The sequence below is a fragment of the Arthrobacter sp. zg-Y179 genome (genome assembly GCF_020907345.1).
GTDB classification, from domain to species: domain Bacteria; phylum Actinomycetota; class Actinomycetes; order Actinomycetales; family Micrococcaceae; genus Arthrobacter_B; species Arthrobacter_B jinronghuae.
Genome location: NZ_JAJJOB010000010.1, coordinates 172,282 through 188,817, shown reverse-complemented (window position 1 = coordinate 188,817; position 16,536 = coordinate 172,282). Strand labels below are relative to the sequence as shown.

The 16,536-nt window shown below is 65.8% G+C and carries 15 protein-coding genes and 1 tRNA gene; 12 read left to right on the top strand and 4 right to left on the bottom strand.

All coding sequences use genetic code 11. From position 1 onward, the window contains the following. From LOC56_RS12090 to LOC56_RS12040, 11 genes are all read left to right on the top strand, one after another. Window positions 1-1,290 carry a thymidine phosphorylase gene (locus LOC56_RS12090; RefSeq protein WP_229952502.1) on the top strand — a complete coding sequence of 430 codons (1,290 nt, stop codon included), beginning with the start codon at window positions 1-3 and terminating at the stop codon, window positions 1,288-1,290. 424 nt (window positions 1,291-1,714) lie between these two features. Then, window positions 1,715-2,383 (top strand): DedA family protein, encoded by a 669-nt coding sequence (locus LOC56_RS12085; protein WP_229952794.1) that lies wholly within the window; start codon window positions 1,715-1,717, stop codon window positions 2,381-2,383. 19 nt (window positions 2,384-2,402) lie between these two features. Then, window positions 2,403-3,542 (top strand): adenosine deaminase, encoded by a 1,140-nt coding sequence (locus tag LOC56_RS12080; protein ID WP_229952501.1) that lies wholly within the window; start codon window positions 2,403-2,405, stop codon window positions 3,540-3,542. Next, window positions 3,535-4,224 (top strand): MazG nucleotide pyrophosphohydrolase domain-containing protein, encoded by a 690-nt coding sequence (locus tag LOC56_RS12075; protein WP_229952500.1) that lies wholly within the window; start codon window positions 3,535-3,537, stop codon window positions 4,222-4,224. Before LOC56_RS12080 ends, LOC56_RS12075 begins: the two co-directional genes overlap by 8 nt. 172 nt (window positions 4,225-4,396) lie before the next feature. Continuing rightward, window positions 4,397-5,683 (top strand): phosphopyruvate hydratase, encoded by a 1,287-nt coding sequence (gene eno, locus LOC56_RS12070; protein WP_229952792.1) that lies wholly within the window; start codon window positions 4,397-4,399, stop codon window positions 5,681-5,683. Window positions 5,684-5,847: 164 nt separating this feature from the next. After that, window positions 5,848-6,681: an FtsB family cell division protein gene (locus LOC56_RS12065; RefSeq protein ID WP_229952499.1), complete on the top strand. Its 834-nt coding sequence runs from the start codon at window positions 5,848-5,850 to the stop codon at window positions 6,679-6,681. 64 nt (window positions 6,682-6,745) lie between these two features. Further along, complete coding sequence (locus LOC56_RS12060) at window positions 6,746-7,411, top strand: DUF501 domain-containing protein (RefSeq protein WP_229952498.1); 666 nt, start codon at window positions 6,746-6,748, stop codon at window positions 7,409-7,411. A gap of 29 nt (window positions 7,412-7,440) precedes the next feature. Next, window positions 7,441-8,385 (top strand): Ppx/GppA phosphatase family protein, encoded by a 945-nt coding sequence (locus LOC56_RS12055; protein WP_229952791.1) that lies wholly within the window; start codon window positions 7,441-7,443, stop codon window positions 8,383-8,385. Next, entirely contained in the window at window positions 8,382-9,791 is a 1,410-nt protein-coding gene (locus LOC56_RS12050) for a S8 family serine peptidase (RefSeq protein WP_442860099.1), read from the top strand. The genes LOC56_RS12055 and LOC56_RS12050 overlap by 4 nt, the downstream gene beginning before the upstream one ends. 69 nt (window positions 9,792-9,860) lie before the next feature. Continuing rightward, window positions 9,861-11,246, top strand: a complete 1,386-nt coding sequence (locus LOC56_RS12045) for an NAD(P)/FAD-dependent oxidoreductase (RefSeq protein ID WP_229952497.1) — start codon at window positions 9,861-9,863, stop codon at window positions 11,244-11,246. Between the two features lie 110 nt (window positions 11,247-11,356). Continuing rightward, window positions 11,357-11,430 (top strand) — tRNA-Leu (locus LOC56_RS12040). 3 nt (window positions 11,431-11,433) lie between these two features. Here LOC56_RS12040 and LOC56_RS12035 read toward each other — a convergent pair. Beyond that, window positions 11,434-11,985: a hypothetical protein gene (locus LOC56_RS12035; RefSeq protein ID WP_229952496.1), complete on the bottom strand. Its 552-nt coding sequence runs from the start codon at window positions 11,983-11,985 to the stop codon at window positions 11,434-11,436. 212 nt (window positions 11,986-12,197) lie between these two features. On the opposite strand from LOC56_RS12035, the gene LOC56_RS12030 reads away from it, so the two are divergent. After that, window positions 12,198-13,589, top strand: coding sequence for an ABC transporter substrate-binding protein (locus LOC56_RS12030; RefSeq protein WP_229952495.1), 1,392 nt, complete (start codon window positions 12,198-12,200; stop codon window positions 13,587-13,589). Window positions 13,590-13,732: 143 nt separating this feature from the next. On the opposite strand, the gene LOC56_RS12025 is transcribed toward LOC56_RS12030, so the two are convergent. From LOC56_RS12025 to LOC56_RS12015, 3 genes are all read right to left on the bottom strand, one after another. After that, window positions 13,733-14,479, bottom strand: coding sequence for an ABC transporter ATP-binding protein (locus LOC56_RS12025; protein WP_229952494.1), 747 nt, complete (start codon window positions 14,477-14,479; stop codon window positions 13,733-13,735). Continuing rightward, a complete protein-coding gene (locus tag LOC56_RS12020; RefSeq protein ID WP_229952788.1) occupies window positions 14,476-15,423 on the bottom strand; it encodes an ABC transporter ATP-binding protein in 948 nt (315 codons plus the stop codon). Before LOC56_RS12020 ends, LOC56_RS12025 begins: the two co-directional genes overlap by 4 nt. Window positions 15,424-15,542: 119 nt before the next feature. Further along, window positions 15,543-16,523, bottom strand: coding sequence for a branched-chain amino acid ABC transporter permease (locus LOC56_RS12015; RefSeq protein ID WP_229952493.1), 981 nt, complete (start codon window positions 16,521-16,523; stop codon window positions 15,543-15,545). Window positions 16,524-16,536 lie beyond the last annotated feature (13 nt).

The window sequence follows — 16,536 nt, the reverse complement described above, 5'->3', positions numbered from 1 at the left end:
ATGACCGCTGAAAAGTTCGACGCCGTAGACATCATCGGAATCAAGCGGGACCGGGGCACACTGACCCCGGAACAGATTGACTGGACCATCGACGCGTACACCCGCGGAGCGATCGCGGATGAGCAGATGGCCGCGCTGAACATGGCAATCCTGCTCAACGGCATGAGCCGGGCGGAAATCTCCCGCTGGACCAACGCCATGATCAACTCGGGGGAGCGGATGGACTTCTCCTCCCTCGGCAAGCCGACCTCGGACAAGCACTCCACCGGCGGCGTGGGAGACAAGATCACCCTCCCGCTGGCACCTTTGGTAGCCGTGTTCGGTGTTGCCGTCCCGCAGCTCTCCGGCCGCGGGCTCGGCCACACCGGCGGCACCCTGGACAAGCTCGAAGCCATTCCGGGCTGGCAGGCGGCCCTGAGCAATGATGCGCTGATGGCCCAGCTGCGCGACGTCGGCGCGGTTATCTGCGCTGCCGGTGCCGGCCTGGCCCCGGCCGACAAGAAGCTGTACTCGCTGCGTGACGTCACGGGAACAGTGGAAGCCATTCCGTTGATCGCTTCCTCGATCATGAGCAAGAAGATCGCCGAAGGCACCGGTTCGCTGGTGCTCGACGTCAAGGTCGGAAGCGGCGCGTTCATGAAGGACGAAGCCCGTGCCCGCGAACTGGCCGAGACCATGGTGGCCCTGGGCAAGGACGCCGGCGTGAACACGGTGGCCCTGCTGACCGACATGTCCACCCCGCTGGGCCTGACTGCCGGCAACGCCATCGAGGTACAGGAGTCCGTGGATGTACTCGCCGGCGGCGGACCCGAGGACGTTGTAGAGCTCACCCTGGCCCTGGCCCGCGAAATGCTCACGGCGGCCGGGCAGCCTGACGCCGACCCCGAAGCAGCCCTCAAGGACGGCCGCGCAATGGACGTCTGGCGCCGGATGATCTCCGCGCAGGGCGGCGACCCGGATGCTGCGCTTCCGGTGGCCCGCGAATCCGAAACCATCTACGCGCCCGCAGACGGCGTACTGGTGGAACTTGATGCCCTCTCCGTAGGCGTTGCCGCCTGGCGCCTCGGCGCCGGCCGTGCCCGCAAGGAAGACGCGGTCCAGGCCGGTGCCGGCGTCGTGATGCACGCCAAGCCGGGCGCCACCGTCCGCGCCGGCGAGCCGCTGATGACGCTGCTGACCGACACCCCCGAAAAGTTCGACCGTGCCCGCGAGGCACTGGCCGACGCCGTCGTCGTCGCTCCCGAGGGGTCACGTCCGGCCCGGAAGCTGATCATCGACCGGATCAGCTAGGGGCTTCGGGGCCCGGCGCGCCGGGGTGCCGGGCCCTGCGGGCCCTACGGGCCCCGGAACGGCGGCAACGAAATTTCCTGCTCGCAGAGCTCGCAGGAAATATTAAAGCCGCCTTCCTCCGGGGCCCTCCGCGGCCCTTCGGGTCCGGCGAGACCGGGCCCCTCGGCGGCGGGACCCCTCGGTGAAGGGGCCTGCCTCCGGGGTCCTCCGCGGCCCTCCGGGTCCGGCGCGCCGGTCAAGTCCCGCGCCCGCCCTCCGCAGGCCGGCGGCACCGGTGCCCCTCAGGTGGGGGATCTCCGCTGGGCACTCCGGGCGCGTCGCCGGAAGGGGGCGCCGCAGGCATCGGTCTCTGCGTGGCATGCTTGTAAAGGACCTAGGTAGCTAACTCAAGGAGCGGCAGCTGTTGGACGTTCTCAGTGCCACAGTGGACGGCATAAACAACTTCATCCTCTCCACAGCGGGTTCGCCGTGGGTCTACATCGGGCTCCTGGCCTGCTGCCTGATCGACGGGTTCTTCCCGCCGGTGCCCAGCGAATCCCTGGTGGTCGCACTGGCATCGCTGGCGCTCAGCGGCGCAGGCGTGAATATCTGGCTGCTCATTCCCGCAGCAGCCCTGGGTGCCTTCCTGGGCGACAATCTCGCCTATCTGCTGGGCCGCTGGATCGGAACCGAACGGTTCCGCTGGATGCGCACGCCGAAGATGCGCCGTTCCTTCGCCTGGGCCCGCCATGAACTCGACAAACGCTCCATGTCGCTGATCCTCGTGGCCCGGTTCATCCCGGTCGGCCGCGTGGTAGTGAACCTCACCGCCGGCGCCACAGGGTTCCCGCGGCGCCGGTTTATCTCCCTGACCGCGATCTCCGGAATTGTCTGGGCCGCCTACAGCGTGGCTATCGGCGCGATAGCCGGTGCCTGGTTCAACGAGCACCACCTGCTCGGTGTCGTGGTGGGTGTGACCGGCGCCCTTGTCCTGGGCCTGATCATCGACCGCATCATCACCATGGTCCGGGGCTCCGCAGCAGGGGCAGCACCCGGGGCAGCGGACGGCATGCCGAACGCCGACGACGACGAGAGCACGCAGAAGGCCGCCTGAAACACCGTAGAGTTGCTGTGTGACTGAGCCTACAAATCTCCCCGCGTCCTCTTCCCTCGACGTGCGCAGCCTGCCGAAGGTATCGCTGCACGACCACCTTGACGGCGGCCTCCGTCCGGCCACCATCATTGAGCTGGCCGCCGCCGTCGGCCATACCCTGCCGAGCACCGACCCCGCCGCGCTGGGGGAGTGGTTCCGCGATTCGGCGGACTCCGGGTCCCTGGAGCGCTACCTCGAAACCTTCGACCACACCATCGCCGTCATGCAGACGCGCGAGGGCCTGGTGCGGGTGGCCCGCGAATTCGTCGAAGACCTCGCAGCTGACGGCGTGGTCTATGCGGAAGTCCGCTGGGCGCCGGAACAGCATGTGCAGGCGGGCTTGAGCCTGGACGAAGCCGTGGAAGCAGTGCAGGCCGGCATCGAAGAAGGCGTTGCGAACGCGGAAGCCGCGGGCAGCTTCATCCAGGTGGGACAGCTGATCACCGCCATGCGGCACGCCGACCGTGCCATGGAAATTGCCGAGCTGGCCGTACGGCACCGCGATTCCGGCGCCGTGGGCTTCGATATCGCCGGCCCGGAAGACGGCTTCCCGCCTTCGCGGTTCAAGGACGCGTTCACTTATCTGGCCGAAAACCAGTTCCCGGCCACCGTGCACGCCGGAGAAGCAGCCGGAATCGAGAGCATCGTGGATGCCCTGGTCCACGGCCGGGCACTGCGGCTGGGTCACGGCGTGCGGATCGCCGAGGACATCGACGTCGAATTCGAGGACAACGGCGCACCGGACGAACCCGAAGTGGGCATCGTGAGCATGGGCCGGGTGGCGAACTGGGTCCGGGACCGCGGCATCGCCCTGGAAGTGTGCCCGTCCTCGAACCTGCAGACCGGTGCCGTTGCCTCCTTCGGTGAAGACATCGAGACCCACCCGATCGACCTGCTCTACCAGACAGGCTTCGCCGTCACCGTCAACACGGACAACCGGCTGATGAGCTCGGTGACGCTCACCGGCGAGTTCGAGCTCCTGATGGAGACCTTCGACTACGACCTCGACGATGTCCTGGAACTGACAATGAACGCCGTCAACGCCGCGTTCCTGCCGCTGGACGAGCGTGCTGCGCTTTCGGCCTATGTCACCGAGGGGTTCAACCGCGCCCGTGGCTGAAATCCCCCTTCCCGATGACCTCGGTGAGCGGTTCACCCGCCTCACCGAGGTCATCGGCGCCCTCCGCGAGCGCTGCCCCTGGACCAGGGCACTGACCCACGAGTCCCTGCTCGAGTACCTCGTGGAGGAAACATATGAACTCGTTGAAGCGGTGGAGGGCGGAACGGCCGCTCCCGGGCGAGCTGCGGAACTGCGCGGCGAACTCGGAGACGTGCTGCTCCAGGTGCTGCTTCATGCCCGCCTGCAGCAGGAAGCCGGCAGCTTTACGGTGGCGGACGTGATTGATTCCCTTACCGCGAAGATGATCCGCCGGAATCCGCATGTCTTCCGTCCCGACGGCAGCCTCCGGGAATCCAGCGAAGAGTCCGGTATCGCGGCGATTGAACAGGCCTGGGACGAAGCGAAGAAAGCCGAGACGCCCAACCGGACCTCCCCGTTCGAGGGAATTCCCGCAGGCCTGCCGGCGCTGCTCCTGGCCGCCAAGACCCTGTCCCGTGCCGGCCGTGCCGGCCGTGCCGGACGGCAGCTGCCGCAGGCCTCGAACGTGGAATTTACCGACGAAAACGGGCTCGGTGACGCGCTGTTTTCACTGGTCCGCCGCGCCTCGGAACAGGGGCTCGACGCCGAAACAGCCCTGCGGGCGGCGGTCCGCCGGTACACGGACGAAGACGCAGGCACCTGATTTCGGCGCCGCCTGCCCTGCGCCGAAGAGATCACCGATATCCGTGATTCAGCTCACCGGACCTTACTCGGAGCCGCGATTCTATTAGGCTAAGAGGCAGACACTCAGAACCTGCCCGGCAGGCAGGCCTGCGGTTTTCTTTCCAATCGTTCCAATGAACAGGAGCAATTCAATGGCCATCATCGATGCCATCCATGCCCGCGAGATTCTTGATTCCCGCGGCAACCCCACCATCGAGGTGGAGGTGCTGCTCGACGACGACACCTTCGGCCGCGCGGCTGTCCCCTCCGGCGCCTCCACCGGCGCTTTCGAAGCCAACGAACGCCGCGACGGCGAGAAGAACCGCTACCAGGGCAAGGGCGTACTGCAGGCCGTTGAAGCCGTGATCGAACAGATCCAGCCGGCACTGCTCGGGTTCGACGCATCCGACCAGCGTGCCATCGACCAGGCCATGATCGACCTGGACGGCACCGAGAACAAGTCCGGCCTGGGCGCCAACGCCATCCTCGGCGTCTCCCTCGCCGTCGCCCGTGCCGCAGCTGAATCCGCTGCACTGCCGCTGTACCGCTACCTCGGCGGTCCCAACGCGCACATCCTGCCCGTGCCGCTCATGAACATCCTGAACGGCGGCTCGCACGCCGATTCCGACGTCGACATCCAGGAATTCATGATTGTTCCCCTGGGTGCGCAGACCTACTCCGAGGGCCTGCGCTGGGGCGTTGAGGTCTACCACAACCTCAAGTCCGTGCTGAAGGAAAAGAACCTCTCCACCGGTCTTGGCGACGAAGGCGGCTTCGCTCCGAACCTGCCCTCCAACCGTGCAGCCCTGGACCTGATCATCGAAGCCATCGAGCGTGCCGGCTACGTACCGGGCAACGACATCGCCCTGGCCCTGGACGTGGCAGCCTCCGAATTCTTCAAGGACGGCTCGTACCTCTTCGAAGGTCAGAACCGGACCGCGGCCGAAATGTCCGCCTACTACGAGGAACTGGTCCGTGACTACCCGCTGGTTTCCATCGAGGACCCGCTGGACGAGGAGGACTGGGACGGCTGGAAGACCCTGACCGCGTCCATCGGCGACAAGGTGCAGATTGTGGGCGATGACCTCTTCGTCACCAACCCGGCACGCTTGGAAACCGGCATCAAGAACAATGCCGCCAACTCGCTGCTGGTAAAGGTCAACCAGATCGGCACCCTGTCCGAAACCCTGGACGCCATCACCATGGCCCAGCGCGCCGGCTACACCACCATCACGTCGCACCGCTCCGGTGAGACCGAAGACACCACGATCGCGGACATCTGCGTTGCCACCAACGCCGGGCAGATCAAGACCGGTGCTCCGGCCCGTTCCGAGCGCGTGGCCAAGTACAACCAGCTGCTGCGCATCGAAGAGGAGCTGGACGACGCCGCACGCTACGCAGGGCGCAGCGCGTTCCCGCGCTTCAACAACGCCAAGTAGCCGTACCGCCGCGGCGGCTGCCGGCCCGATTCCGGGACGGTAGGCGTTGCGGAACAGGCTCCAATCACCGCGGGTGGGTAACCTCATAGGAGGGAACCCGCCCGCGGTTGTTTTTCACCGTCTGCCCCGCCTTTTCTTTCAGCACCGATTTAGACAGGAAGCGCATGCCAACCCGACGCCCCAAGGTGCCCCGGCCCGCGGCCCCAACGAACCCGGACAGGGTTAAAGCCAGCGGAGGCAACGCGTCGAAACCGGTGACGGCGAAGCCGGCCGCCTCGAAGGCTGCGGCCCCCAGAGCTGCTGCAGCGAAGACGGCGCCACCCAAAGCTGCCGCCTCGAAGGCTGCGGCTAAGGAAGCACCGGCCCCGAAGGCTGCGGCTAAGGAAGCACCGGCCCCGAAGGCTGCAGCTAAGCAGCCGGCGGCCCGGAAAACCGAAGCTCCGAAGGCCGGAACGCAGCCGGGGAACCAGCGCTTCGGGAAGCTGTCGGCATCGGACGCCCGCGCAGCAGTGCGCTCCCAGCTTTCCGGCGCGATCCGGCGCAAGTCCGATCCTGCACCGGAATCAAAAGCCCCCGCAGCCGTGCCGGAGGTGGAAGCCCCCGATGAACTGCGTCCCGTGCCCGCAAAGGCATTCTCCGGACGGCTGCTGGTCCTGGCCATGGTGATGGTGGCCATCACCGTGCTGCTTGCACCGTCGGTACGGACGTACCTCCAGCAGCGCTCGGAGATCGCCGTGATGAAGGCGGAGATTGCCGAGGCCCAGGCAACACAGGCCGAATTGGAAGTCCAGCTTGGCCGCTGGGAAGATCCTGCCTACATCAAGCAGCAGGCGAGGGACCGGATTTTCCTGGTGATGCCGGGGGAGAAACGGTACCTGGTCAAGGGTGAAAACGGCGTGGAACAAGCAGAGCAGATTGCTTCCGAAGAGGAGCCCGAAGACCTGCAGTGGGTGGATTCGCTGTGGGACTCGGTCAAGAAATCCGCCACGGCACAGTAATCTGGAGGCTGATAGAAGAAGCAGCCCGGGGCCCTCACCGGCCCCCACGGAAGGAACCTCCTGCATGACCCAGGACCAGCTCGCCCCCACCCAGGAAGACCTGGAAACCCTGAGCCGGCAGCTTGGCCGCCCGGTGCGCGACGTCGTTGAAATCGGCGCCCGCTGCGTCTGCGGCAACCCTCTGGTAGCCACCACGGCCCCCCGGCTGAGCAACGGCATACCTTTCCCCACCACCTATTACCTGACGCATCCGGTCATCACGGCTGCCGTGTCCCGGCTGGAAGCCGCCGGCCTGATGACCGATATGAGCCGCCGGCTGGAGGAAGACCCGGAGCTGGCGCAGCGGTACCGAAGCGCCCACGAACACTACCTCCGGGTCCGTAACGAGATCGGGGAGCGCACCGGAACCGGTCCGGTACCGGAAATCGACGGTGTCTCCGCGGGCGGAATGCCCAACCGCGTGAAATGCCTGCACGTGCTGGTGGGCCATTCCCTGGCCGCCGGCCCCGGGGTGAATCCGCTGGGCGACGAAGCGCTGGCCGCTATTGAACAATGGTGGACAACCGACCGCTGCTACTGCGAAGGTGCTTGGGACACTGCAGCTCCCGCTCCGGCGCGTGACCTTAGCCGCCACATGAAGACGCAGGGCCTAAGCCCGGAAGAACTCGAGAGCAAGAAGGCTGCACGCCGGCAGGCAACGGATGCCGCAACGAACGAGGGGGAACTGTGACAGGCCAGGAAGACACCCGCGCCGAAGGCATGCGGGTTGCAGCCATCGACTGCGGCACCAACTCCATCCGGCTCCTCATCGCGGACATCACCCGGGACGATCACGGCGCGGCCCAGCTCACCGACGTCGTTCGCCTGATGCGGGTTAACCGGCTGGGACAGGGTGTGGATGCCACCGGACGGCTGGCCCCGGAAGCACTGGAACGCACCTTTGCCGCGGCTGATGAGTACGCTTCCCTGATCCGTGAGCATGGGGCCGCCCGGATCCGGTTTGTTGCCACCTCCGCCAGCCGCGACGCCGAAAACCGGCAGGAATTCGTCGACGGAATCCGCGAACGCCTCGGCGTTGAACCCGAAGTGATCAGCGGAGACGAGGAAGCGGCGCTTTCGTTTACCGGCGCGGCTAGCGTCTTCGCCGGCGGGAACGGCGCCAAGACGCTCGTGGTGGACCTGGGCGGCGGCAGCACCGAGTTCGTCCTCGGTGACGGCTCCGGCGTCCTGGCGGCGAAGAGCACCGACATGGGCTGCGTGCGCTTTACCGAACGGTACCTGCTGTCGGATCCGCCTACCGAAGCAGAAATCGCGTCCGCACGCGCCGATATCCTGGACATGATTGCTTCCGCACTGGTTACTGTGCCGCTGGCCGAAGCCGATCGGCTGGTCGGGGTGGCCGGGACCATCACCACTGTCACCGCCGCGGCCTTGGGCTTGGCGGAGTACTCTCCCGAGGCCATACACGGGGCCGAGCTGAGCCGGGAGCGGATTGACGAGACAGCCGACGCCCTGCTGCGGCGGGACCGTGCCGGGCGGGCAGCGCTGCCGTACATGCATCCGGGCCGCGTGGACGTTATCGGGGCCGGAGCGCTGATCTGGCGCACCATCGTGGACCGCATCGACGAACTGACCGACGGCCGCGTGGCCACGGCGTTCGCCAGCGAACACGACATCCTTGACGGCATTGCGCTGAGCGCGTGAGGGCAACGGGAACCGCGCCCGGCCGCCGCCGGGGAGGCGCAGCACGCCTGAGGACCGCCGCCGCAGCGCTCTGCGCAGCAGTGGCGGTGCCGCTGCTGGCACCTGCTCCGGCACAGGCCGATGAATGGCGGGACAAACAGTACTGGCTCACCGACTACGGTGTGACCGAGGCCTGGAAGACCACCAAGGGCGCAGGAGTGAAGGTGGCCGTCATCGATACCGGCGTCGATGCAACCCACCCCGACCTTGCCGGTGCCGTCGTCGGAGGGTTCGATGCATCAGGCGCGGGCGATCCGCAGGGTGCCAAGGGCCTGGGCAGCACACCCGGGCACGGAACGCTGGTGGCGACACTGCTGGCGGGCCGCGGCCACGAGAAACCCCCGGAGGACACGGAAGCCAGCGAAGGCGACAAAAAGGAAGAAGAGGACAAGGACAAGCCGGCGGACCGCCCCGACGGCATTATCGGCGTTGCCCCCGAGGCGGAGATCCTCGCTGTCTCCACCTGGATCGGCGGAACGAATCCCGGCGGAGTTCCGATTGACACGCAGATCCCCGCCGCCGTCCGCTGGGCCGTGGACAACGGTGCCCAGGTCATCAACATGTCCCTCGGCAGTACCTCGACCGCCTGGCCGGAGAGCTGGGATGACGCGTTCCTTTACGCCGAGCAGAATGACGTGGTGGTTGTCGCAGCCGCCGGCAACCGCGGTGTCGGCATGATCCAGGTGGGAGCACCCGCCACCATTCCCGGGGTCCTCACCGTGGCCGGCCTGAACCGGCAGGGCGAGGCCAGCCAGGAATCGTCCTCCGAAGGCATCAGCATTGGTGTTGCCGCTCCTGCCGAAGACCTGATCGGGGGGATGCCCGGGAACACATCCCGGTATGCAACGTGGGAAGGCACCTCCGGGGCGGCGCCGCTGGTGTCCGGTGTTGCTGCACTGATCCGTGCGGCACATCCGGAAATGAGCGCTGCGGACGTAGTCAACCGGATCGTCAGTACCGCGCGGGATGCCGGCGCCCCGGGTACGGACACCATCTATGGGTACGGGATCCTGGACGCCAATGCCGCAGTGAATGCCGATGTTCCTTCCGTCACCAGCAACCCGCTGGGAACCATTGCCGAGTGGATCCGCGTGCACCGGCGGGTGGCGGACGCCTCGCCCGGCGCCGCCGACATTCCCGCCCCCACGGTCCCGGACCTGCCGGAACCCGAAGTCCCGGAGGCGCAGGAGCCGGCAGCTGCGAACGGCGACCTTCCCGCCGTCGTCGTACTCGGTTTCGGCGGGCTCCTGGTGGCCCTGCTGGTGGCCGGCACTGTGCATGTCACCCACATTCGACGGCGCGGGAGAACGGCCGGCGGGACGCAGCCCACCGAAACGGGCTCCCTGGACGAAGCCGGAGTCCGGTAGCGAAACGCCCTGTTCGTGGTTTGTCAAATGGTTCGTGAAAGCTTTCACAAACTCAGGTAGGATTGGGGCATGGCATCGAACAAGCAGTTTTCTGACCGTCCCCGCGTTCTGGTGGTCGGCGGTGGTTACGTCGGTCTGTACGTAGCCAAAGACCTCCAGAAGAAGGTAAAGGAACAGGGAGGGATTGTTACGGTAGTGGATCCGCTGCCGTACATGACCTACCAGCCTTTCCTTCCCGAGGTTGCCGCAGGCACCATTGAAGCCCGCGACGCCGTTGTGTCCCACCGCATGCACCTGAAGCAGACCGAGCTGATCAACGGCAAGGTGACTTCCATCAACCATGCCGCCCGCACCGCGACCGTTGAGCCGGGCGACGGCAGCGAGCCGTTCGAGCTGCCCTACCAGGATGTCGTCGTAGCGGCTGGCTCGATCACCCGCACCTTCCCGATCCCGGGCCTCGCCGAGGCCGGCATCGGAATGAAGAGCATCGAAGAAGCAATGGCCACCCGGAACCACGTGCTCGAGCGCATTGAAACCGCATCGCTCATGCCCGTCGGCCCGGAACGCGAACGCGCGCTGACCTTCGTCGTCGTCGGCGGCGGCTTTGCCGGCATCGAAACCCTGACCGAGCTCGAAGACATGGCCCGCGATGCGGTCCGTATCAATGACCGGCTTCGCCGCGAAGACCTCCGCTTCGTCCTGATCGAGGCCATGGGCCGGGTTATGCCCGAGGTCAAGCCGGACCAGGCCGAGTGGGTTGTCTCCAGCATGCGTGAGCGCGGCATCGAGGTCCTGCTGAACACGTCGCTGGCGTCCGCAGAAGGCGGCCTCCTCAAGCTGATCAACATGGCGGACAAGTCCCCGGCGGGCGAGTTCGGTGCTGACACCCTGATCTGGACCGCCGGTGTGCAGGCGAACCCGATGGTCCGCGCCACCGACTTCCCGGTGGATGAGCGCGGCCGTGTCCGTGCCAACGCCGAACTGCGCATCACCGGCGACGACGGCCCCATCGACGGCGCCTGGGCTGCCGGCGACGTCTCCGCGGTTCCGGATCTTTCCGGCGGCGGAGTGGGCGGCTTCTGCGTCCCGAACGCACAGCATGCCGTCCGCCAGGCGAAGCTGCTGGCCAAGAACATCATGGCCGCCCGCTACGGCGTCGGCACCGTGGAAGAGTACAACCACAAGAGCCTTGGCGCTGTTGCCGGCCTCGGCCAGTACAAGGGTGTCGCCAACATCATGGGCTTTGGCCTGAAGGGCTTCCCGGCCTGGCTGGCGCACCGTGGCTACCACGGCCTGGCCATGCCGATGTTCGAGCGCAAGTTCCGCGTCATCTCGGGCTGGCTGCTGAACGTGAGCTACGGCCGCGACCTGACGTCGCTGCGAAACCTGGAAGATCCGCGCCGCGGCTTCGAGGAAGCAGCAACGCCGGCTAAGAAGCCGGCCGTGAAGGCCTAGTCTTCCGCATTCGTCACAGACGACGACGGCGGCCCTCCAGCAGGAGGGCCGCCGTTGTTGTGTTTCCTGCCGTCCACGCGTTTCCAGTAGGCTTGGAAGGCAATCGCAGAGCCCCAGTAGCCCAATTGGCAGAGGCAACGGACTTAAAATCCGCGTGTTGTCGGTTCGAGTCCGACCTGGGGTACCCCTAGCCGCGTGACCGGTTCCGGTGGCGCAGCAGCAGTCCGCCGGCGAGCAGCCCGAGGATGACGACGGCCGCAATTGCCGGCAGCGCCAGATCCGAGGCGGTACGTTCCTCATCCACCGCGTCCGTAGCGGACGGCGAGGGGCTGGCAGTCCGGCTGGGACTCGGCGACGTCGTGCCGGTCGAAGAGTTCCCTCCCGTTCCGCCGCCGGTTGTTCCGCCCGTACTGCCGGTGGAAGCCGGGGACGGCGGCACGGCGGACGGCGTGGCTTCCGGCGTGGGCTCCGCGGGTACGGCGGGCGCGGCCGGAACCGGAACGGCGGGAACCGCTTCGGAGTAGTTGCCGGTGGACGGATCGTAGTTGCTTTCGCCCGGGTTGTAGGACGGTGCCGGCACAGCGGGGCTGTAGGTGCTAACGACGCACGTCTCGACACCGTCGACGACGGCGGGAAGGTAGCCCGGCGCGCACTCCAGGGCCTGTGCCGGAGCAGCAGGCCCCATCAGGAGCAGCACGGCAAGTGCGGAAGCGGCAGTGGACAGGCGCGGAATATGCATTTGTTTCCCCCAAGATAACGGTTCTACGGCCATCGTATAGGGCTAACGCGCACTTCCCGGCAAGGGGATCAATGTTGGAATGTGACGAGCGTTACAAGGCTGTAACCGCAGCCTCTTATATTCGACACAATGATCTACTAGCTTTTCTTCTAATCAGGAACACCTGGTATTTGCGTCAAAGGCACCCGCCTTTCGATCGGGGAGAAACTTTTATGACTGCACTACGCACTGCCAGCGGTTTTGGCACGGGCACGGGATACGCCCGCACCGCCAAGATCGCCGCCCTTGGGCTGGGCCTCGCAATGTTCGCCAGCGGATGCAGCGGCGGCAGCGGGGAATCGTCCGCTGAAGAAACATCCGCAGAGACCGAAACCGCCGCTGCATCAGTCCTGTCCTGCCCGGAAAGCCAGGGGGGAACGGGGGAAGACCCGGGCGCCAAGGGCGATCCGGCGGCGGTTCCTGCCTCCACCGGCACCACGGACGTACCGCTCAAGGTCGGCACGTTGCTGCCCACCACGGGTTCACTGGCGTACCTCGGCCCGCCGGAAATTGCCGGCACCAACCTGGCAGTTGAGGAAATCAATGCGGCCGGCGGCGTCCTCGGCAAGGACATCGAAATTGTCCACCGCGATTCCGGCGACACCACCACGGATATCGCCACCCAGTCGGTAAACGACCTGCTCAGCCAGGGCGTCAGCGCCATTGTCGGTGCAGCGTCCTCGGGCGTCTCCAAAACGGTGATCGGCAACATCACCGGCGCCGGCGTCATCCAGTTCTCCCCGGCCAACACGTCACCGGACTTCACCACTTGGGATGACAACGGACTGTACTGGCGGACCGCTCCCTCGGATCTTCTGCAGGGACGCATCCTGGGCAACTACATCATGTCCTGCGGCGCGCAGACCGTGGGCATGATCGTGCTTAACGACGCCTACGGCACGGGGCTGCAGAGCAACGTGAAGACCTCGGTTGAATCCGCCGGCGGCCAGGTAGTGGCCGAGGAGATGTTCAATGAGGGCGACTCCCAGTTCAGCAGCCAGGTGGACTCCGTTGTGGCAGCAAAGCCCGACGCCATCGTGGTGATCAGCTTTGACCAGGCCAAGAGCATCGTGCCGCTGCTGACGGCCAAGGGTGTCGACGCCAGCCAGTTGTTCTTTGTGGACGGCAATACGTCGGACTACAGCAAGGACCTGGACGCCGGAACCCTTGAAGGCGCGCAGGGAACCATTCCCGGAACCTTCGCATCGGAAAACTTCAAGGAGTCCCTGCTTGGAGTCGATCCGGCCCTGAAGGACTGGTCCTACGCGGGTGAAAGCTACGACGCCGTTACCCTCTTGGCGCTCGCGTCCGAGGCCGCGGGCAGCACCGATGGCAAGGCCATAGCCGCCCAGCTGGAGAGCGTGTCCGGCGAGGGCGAGAAATGCTACGACTTTGCCGGCTGCGTGACCATCCTGCGCGGCGGCGGAGACATCGATTATGACGGCTACTCCGGACCGATCACGTTCGATGAGAACGGCGACCCCACGGAGGCCTTCATCGGTATCTACCAGTACGACGGTGACAACGTGCCGCAGCCGAGCCGCTCCGAAGCGGGCAAACTGTAACTGAAGCAGAACAGCAAGGAAGAAGCCCCCGCCGGTTCCGGCGGGGGCTTCTTCCTTGCTGCTGACTGTCCTCTGGTGATGCCTCCCAGAGGCGCGCGGAGTCTTCCGTACCTCCCCTGGGCCCCTCCTGAGGCCGGGAGGGGCTAGGCGGTCTCGGCCAGGGTGCCCAGATAGAGCTGGATGACCTTTGGATCCTTCATAAGTTCGCGGCCTGTACCGGTGTAGGCGTCCCGGCCCTGGTCCAGTACGTACGCCCGGTCACAGATCTGCAGGCAGCGGCGGGCATTCTGTTCCACCATGATCACGGAGACCCCTGCCCGGTTGATCTCATGCACCCGCAGGAACGCCTCGTCCTGCTTGACGGGGGAGAGACCGGCGGAGGGTTCGTCGAGCAGCAGCACGGCGGGATCCATCATCAGGGCACGGCCCATGGCGACCATCTGGCGTTCACCGCCGGACAGGGAACCCGCCCGCTGGGCACGGCGCTTGGCCAGCTCGGGGAACACGCCGGCCACAAAATCGAAGCGTTCCCGAAAGGTCCTGGGCGCCTGGTAGACGCCCATCTGCAGGTTCTCCTCGATGGTCAGGGAAGGGAAGACGTTGTTGTTCTGCGGAACAAATCCCACACCCCGGCTGACGAGCTTGTTGGCCTTGAGCCCGGTAAGGTCCTGGCCGCGGACCACGACGGTCCCGGAATGCACCTTGACCAGGCCGAACATCGCCTTGAGCAGGGTGGACTTACCGGCACCGTTGGGTCCGATGATCCCGATCAGCTCTCCCCGGCGGGCTTCGATGCTGCAGCCGTTGAGGATGTTCACCCCGGGGATGTAGCCCGCCACGAGATCGGTTACCTTGACGACGGAGTCGCCTTCGAATGCATCGGCAGTCATGCCTGGTCCTTCCGTTCGTCGATCCGCCCGCCGACCACGCCGTCAGGTTCCATACCCACCGATGACTCGGCGTCGTGCTCCAACTCGGCCTCCAGCTTTTCGAAACCCTCCGAATCGGCGAGGTCCACATCATGGTGCGCCCCAAGATAGGCGTCGATCACGGCCTGGTCCTTCATGACCTCGCTCGGCGGGCCTTCGGCCACCACCTTTCCTTCGGCCATAACCACCACCCAGTCGGCAATGTGGCGGACCATGTGCATGTCGTGCTCGACGAACAGGACGGTCATGCCCTCGGCCTTTAGGTTCTTGATGTGGTCCAGCAGGGACTGGGTCAACGCCGGGTTCACGCCGGCCATGGGCTCATCCAGCATGACCAGTTTGGGGCGGACCATCAGGGCCCGGGCCATCTCCAGCAGCTTGCGCTGGCCGCCGGAGAGGGACGCTGCATAGTCGCTCCGCTTGGTGTCCAGCTTGAACTTGGCCAGCAGGACGTCGGCCTGTTCGGTAATCTCCTTTTCCCGCTGGCGCCACAGCGGAGGCAGGAGCGCCCGCCTGAGGGATTCCCCCGGCTGGGCGGTGGCACCCAGGCGCATGTTCTCCAAGACGGTCAGCTTGCCCATGACCTTGGTCAGCTGGAATGTGCGGACCATGCCAAGGCGTGCCACCTTATAGGCGGAGACCCCGGCGAGGTCTTTGCCCTCGAACTGCCAGGCGCCCGACTGGGGCGTGTCGAAGCCGGTCAGCAGGTTGAAAAGAGTCGTTTTCCCGGCACCGTTGGGGCCGATCAGTGCGGTGATTTTATGCCGCGGAATCTCCACGTGCTCCACATCCACCGCGTTGATTCCGCCGTAGGTCCGGGTGACGTTTTCCGCCACCAGGATCGGATCCCGCTTGGCACATCCCGGGCCGATCTCACCTTGTGCGATGGGACGGGTGTCGTCCATGTATTCGTTGTCCACGGACACCGGGGTGACGGGACCGGCGTGGGATGCTTCCGCTTCCGTACCGGCTGCGTGCGCCCCTGCGGCGCGCGCTTTCGCCCGGGGCTCGTCTGCTTTGTGGCTCATGCGAACGACAGCTCCTTCTTGTTGCCCAGAATGCCCTGGGGCCGGAAGATCATCAGCAGCATCAGGGCTACGCCTACAAGGATGTAGCGGATCTGGCCTGCCTGGGTAGTGGTGATGAACGTGATGTACCCGGATTCAATGGCACCGTAAAGCAGACCTTGCGTGACAGAGAGGATGGCCCAGAAGATCATCGACCCCAGGACCGGTCCCAGTACGGTCGACATTCCGCCCAGGAGAAGGGCCGTGTAGAGGTAGAAGGTCAACTCGGTCCCGTAGTTTGCCGGCTGCACGGCGTCCCGGGGGAGGGTGAAGATGATTCCGGCCAGCGAGCCCAGGAGGCCGCCGATGACCAGCGCCTGCATTTTGTAGGCGTACACGTTCTTGCCCAGGGCACGGACGGCATTCTCGTCCTCCCTGATGCCCTTGAGCACGCGGCCCCACGGGCTGCGGATCAGCATCCACACCAAGAGGCAGGCGAGGGCCACAAGGCTCCAGGCCACCAGACGGATCCAGAGATCCCGCTCGTTCATGGAGACGGGGCCGAGGCTGTAGGAGCCGTCCGGTATCGGGTTGAGGGCGTAGAAGCTGCCGGTGAAGGCGGCGAGGCCGTTGGCGGATCCGGTCACCGGTGTCATGGAGTTGGTGGTGACGACGTACCGGATGATCTCGGCAGCGGCAATGGTAACGATGGCAAGGTAGTCCGCACGGAGGCGAAGCGTGGGTATGCCCAGGATGACGGCAAACACCGCGGATGCCAGCAGGGCGATCAACAGCGCCAGCGGCAGCGGGGCATTGAAGGAGAGGATCGGTATGGCGAAGCCGTAGGCGCCGACGGCCATGAACCCGGCCTGGCCGAAGTTCAGCAGGCCGGTGTAGCCGAAGTGCACGGCCAGCCCGAGGGCGGCCAGTGCGTACGCGGCCGTGGTGGGGCTGATGATTTCAGTGAAGGCACCGAGAAGAATGTTGGCGAAATCCATTTGTACCTAAGCC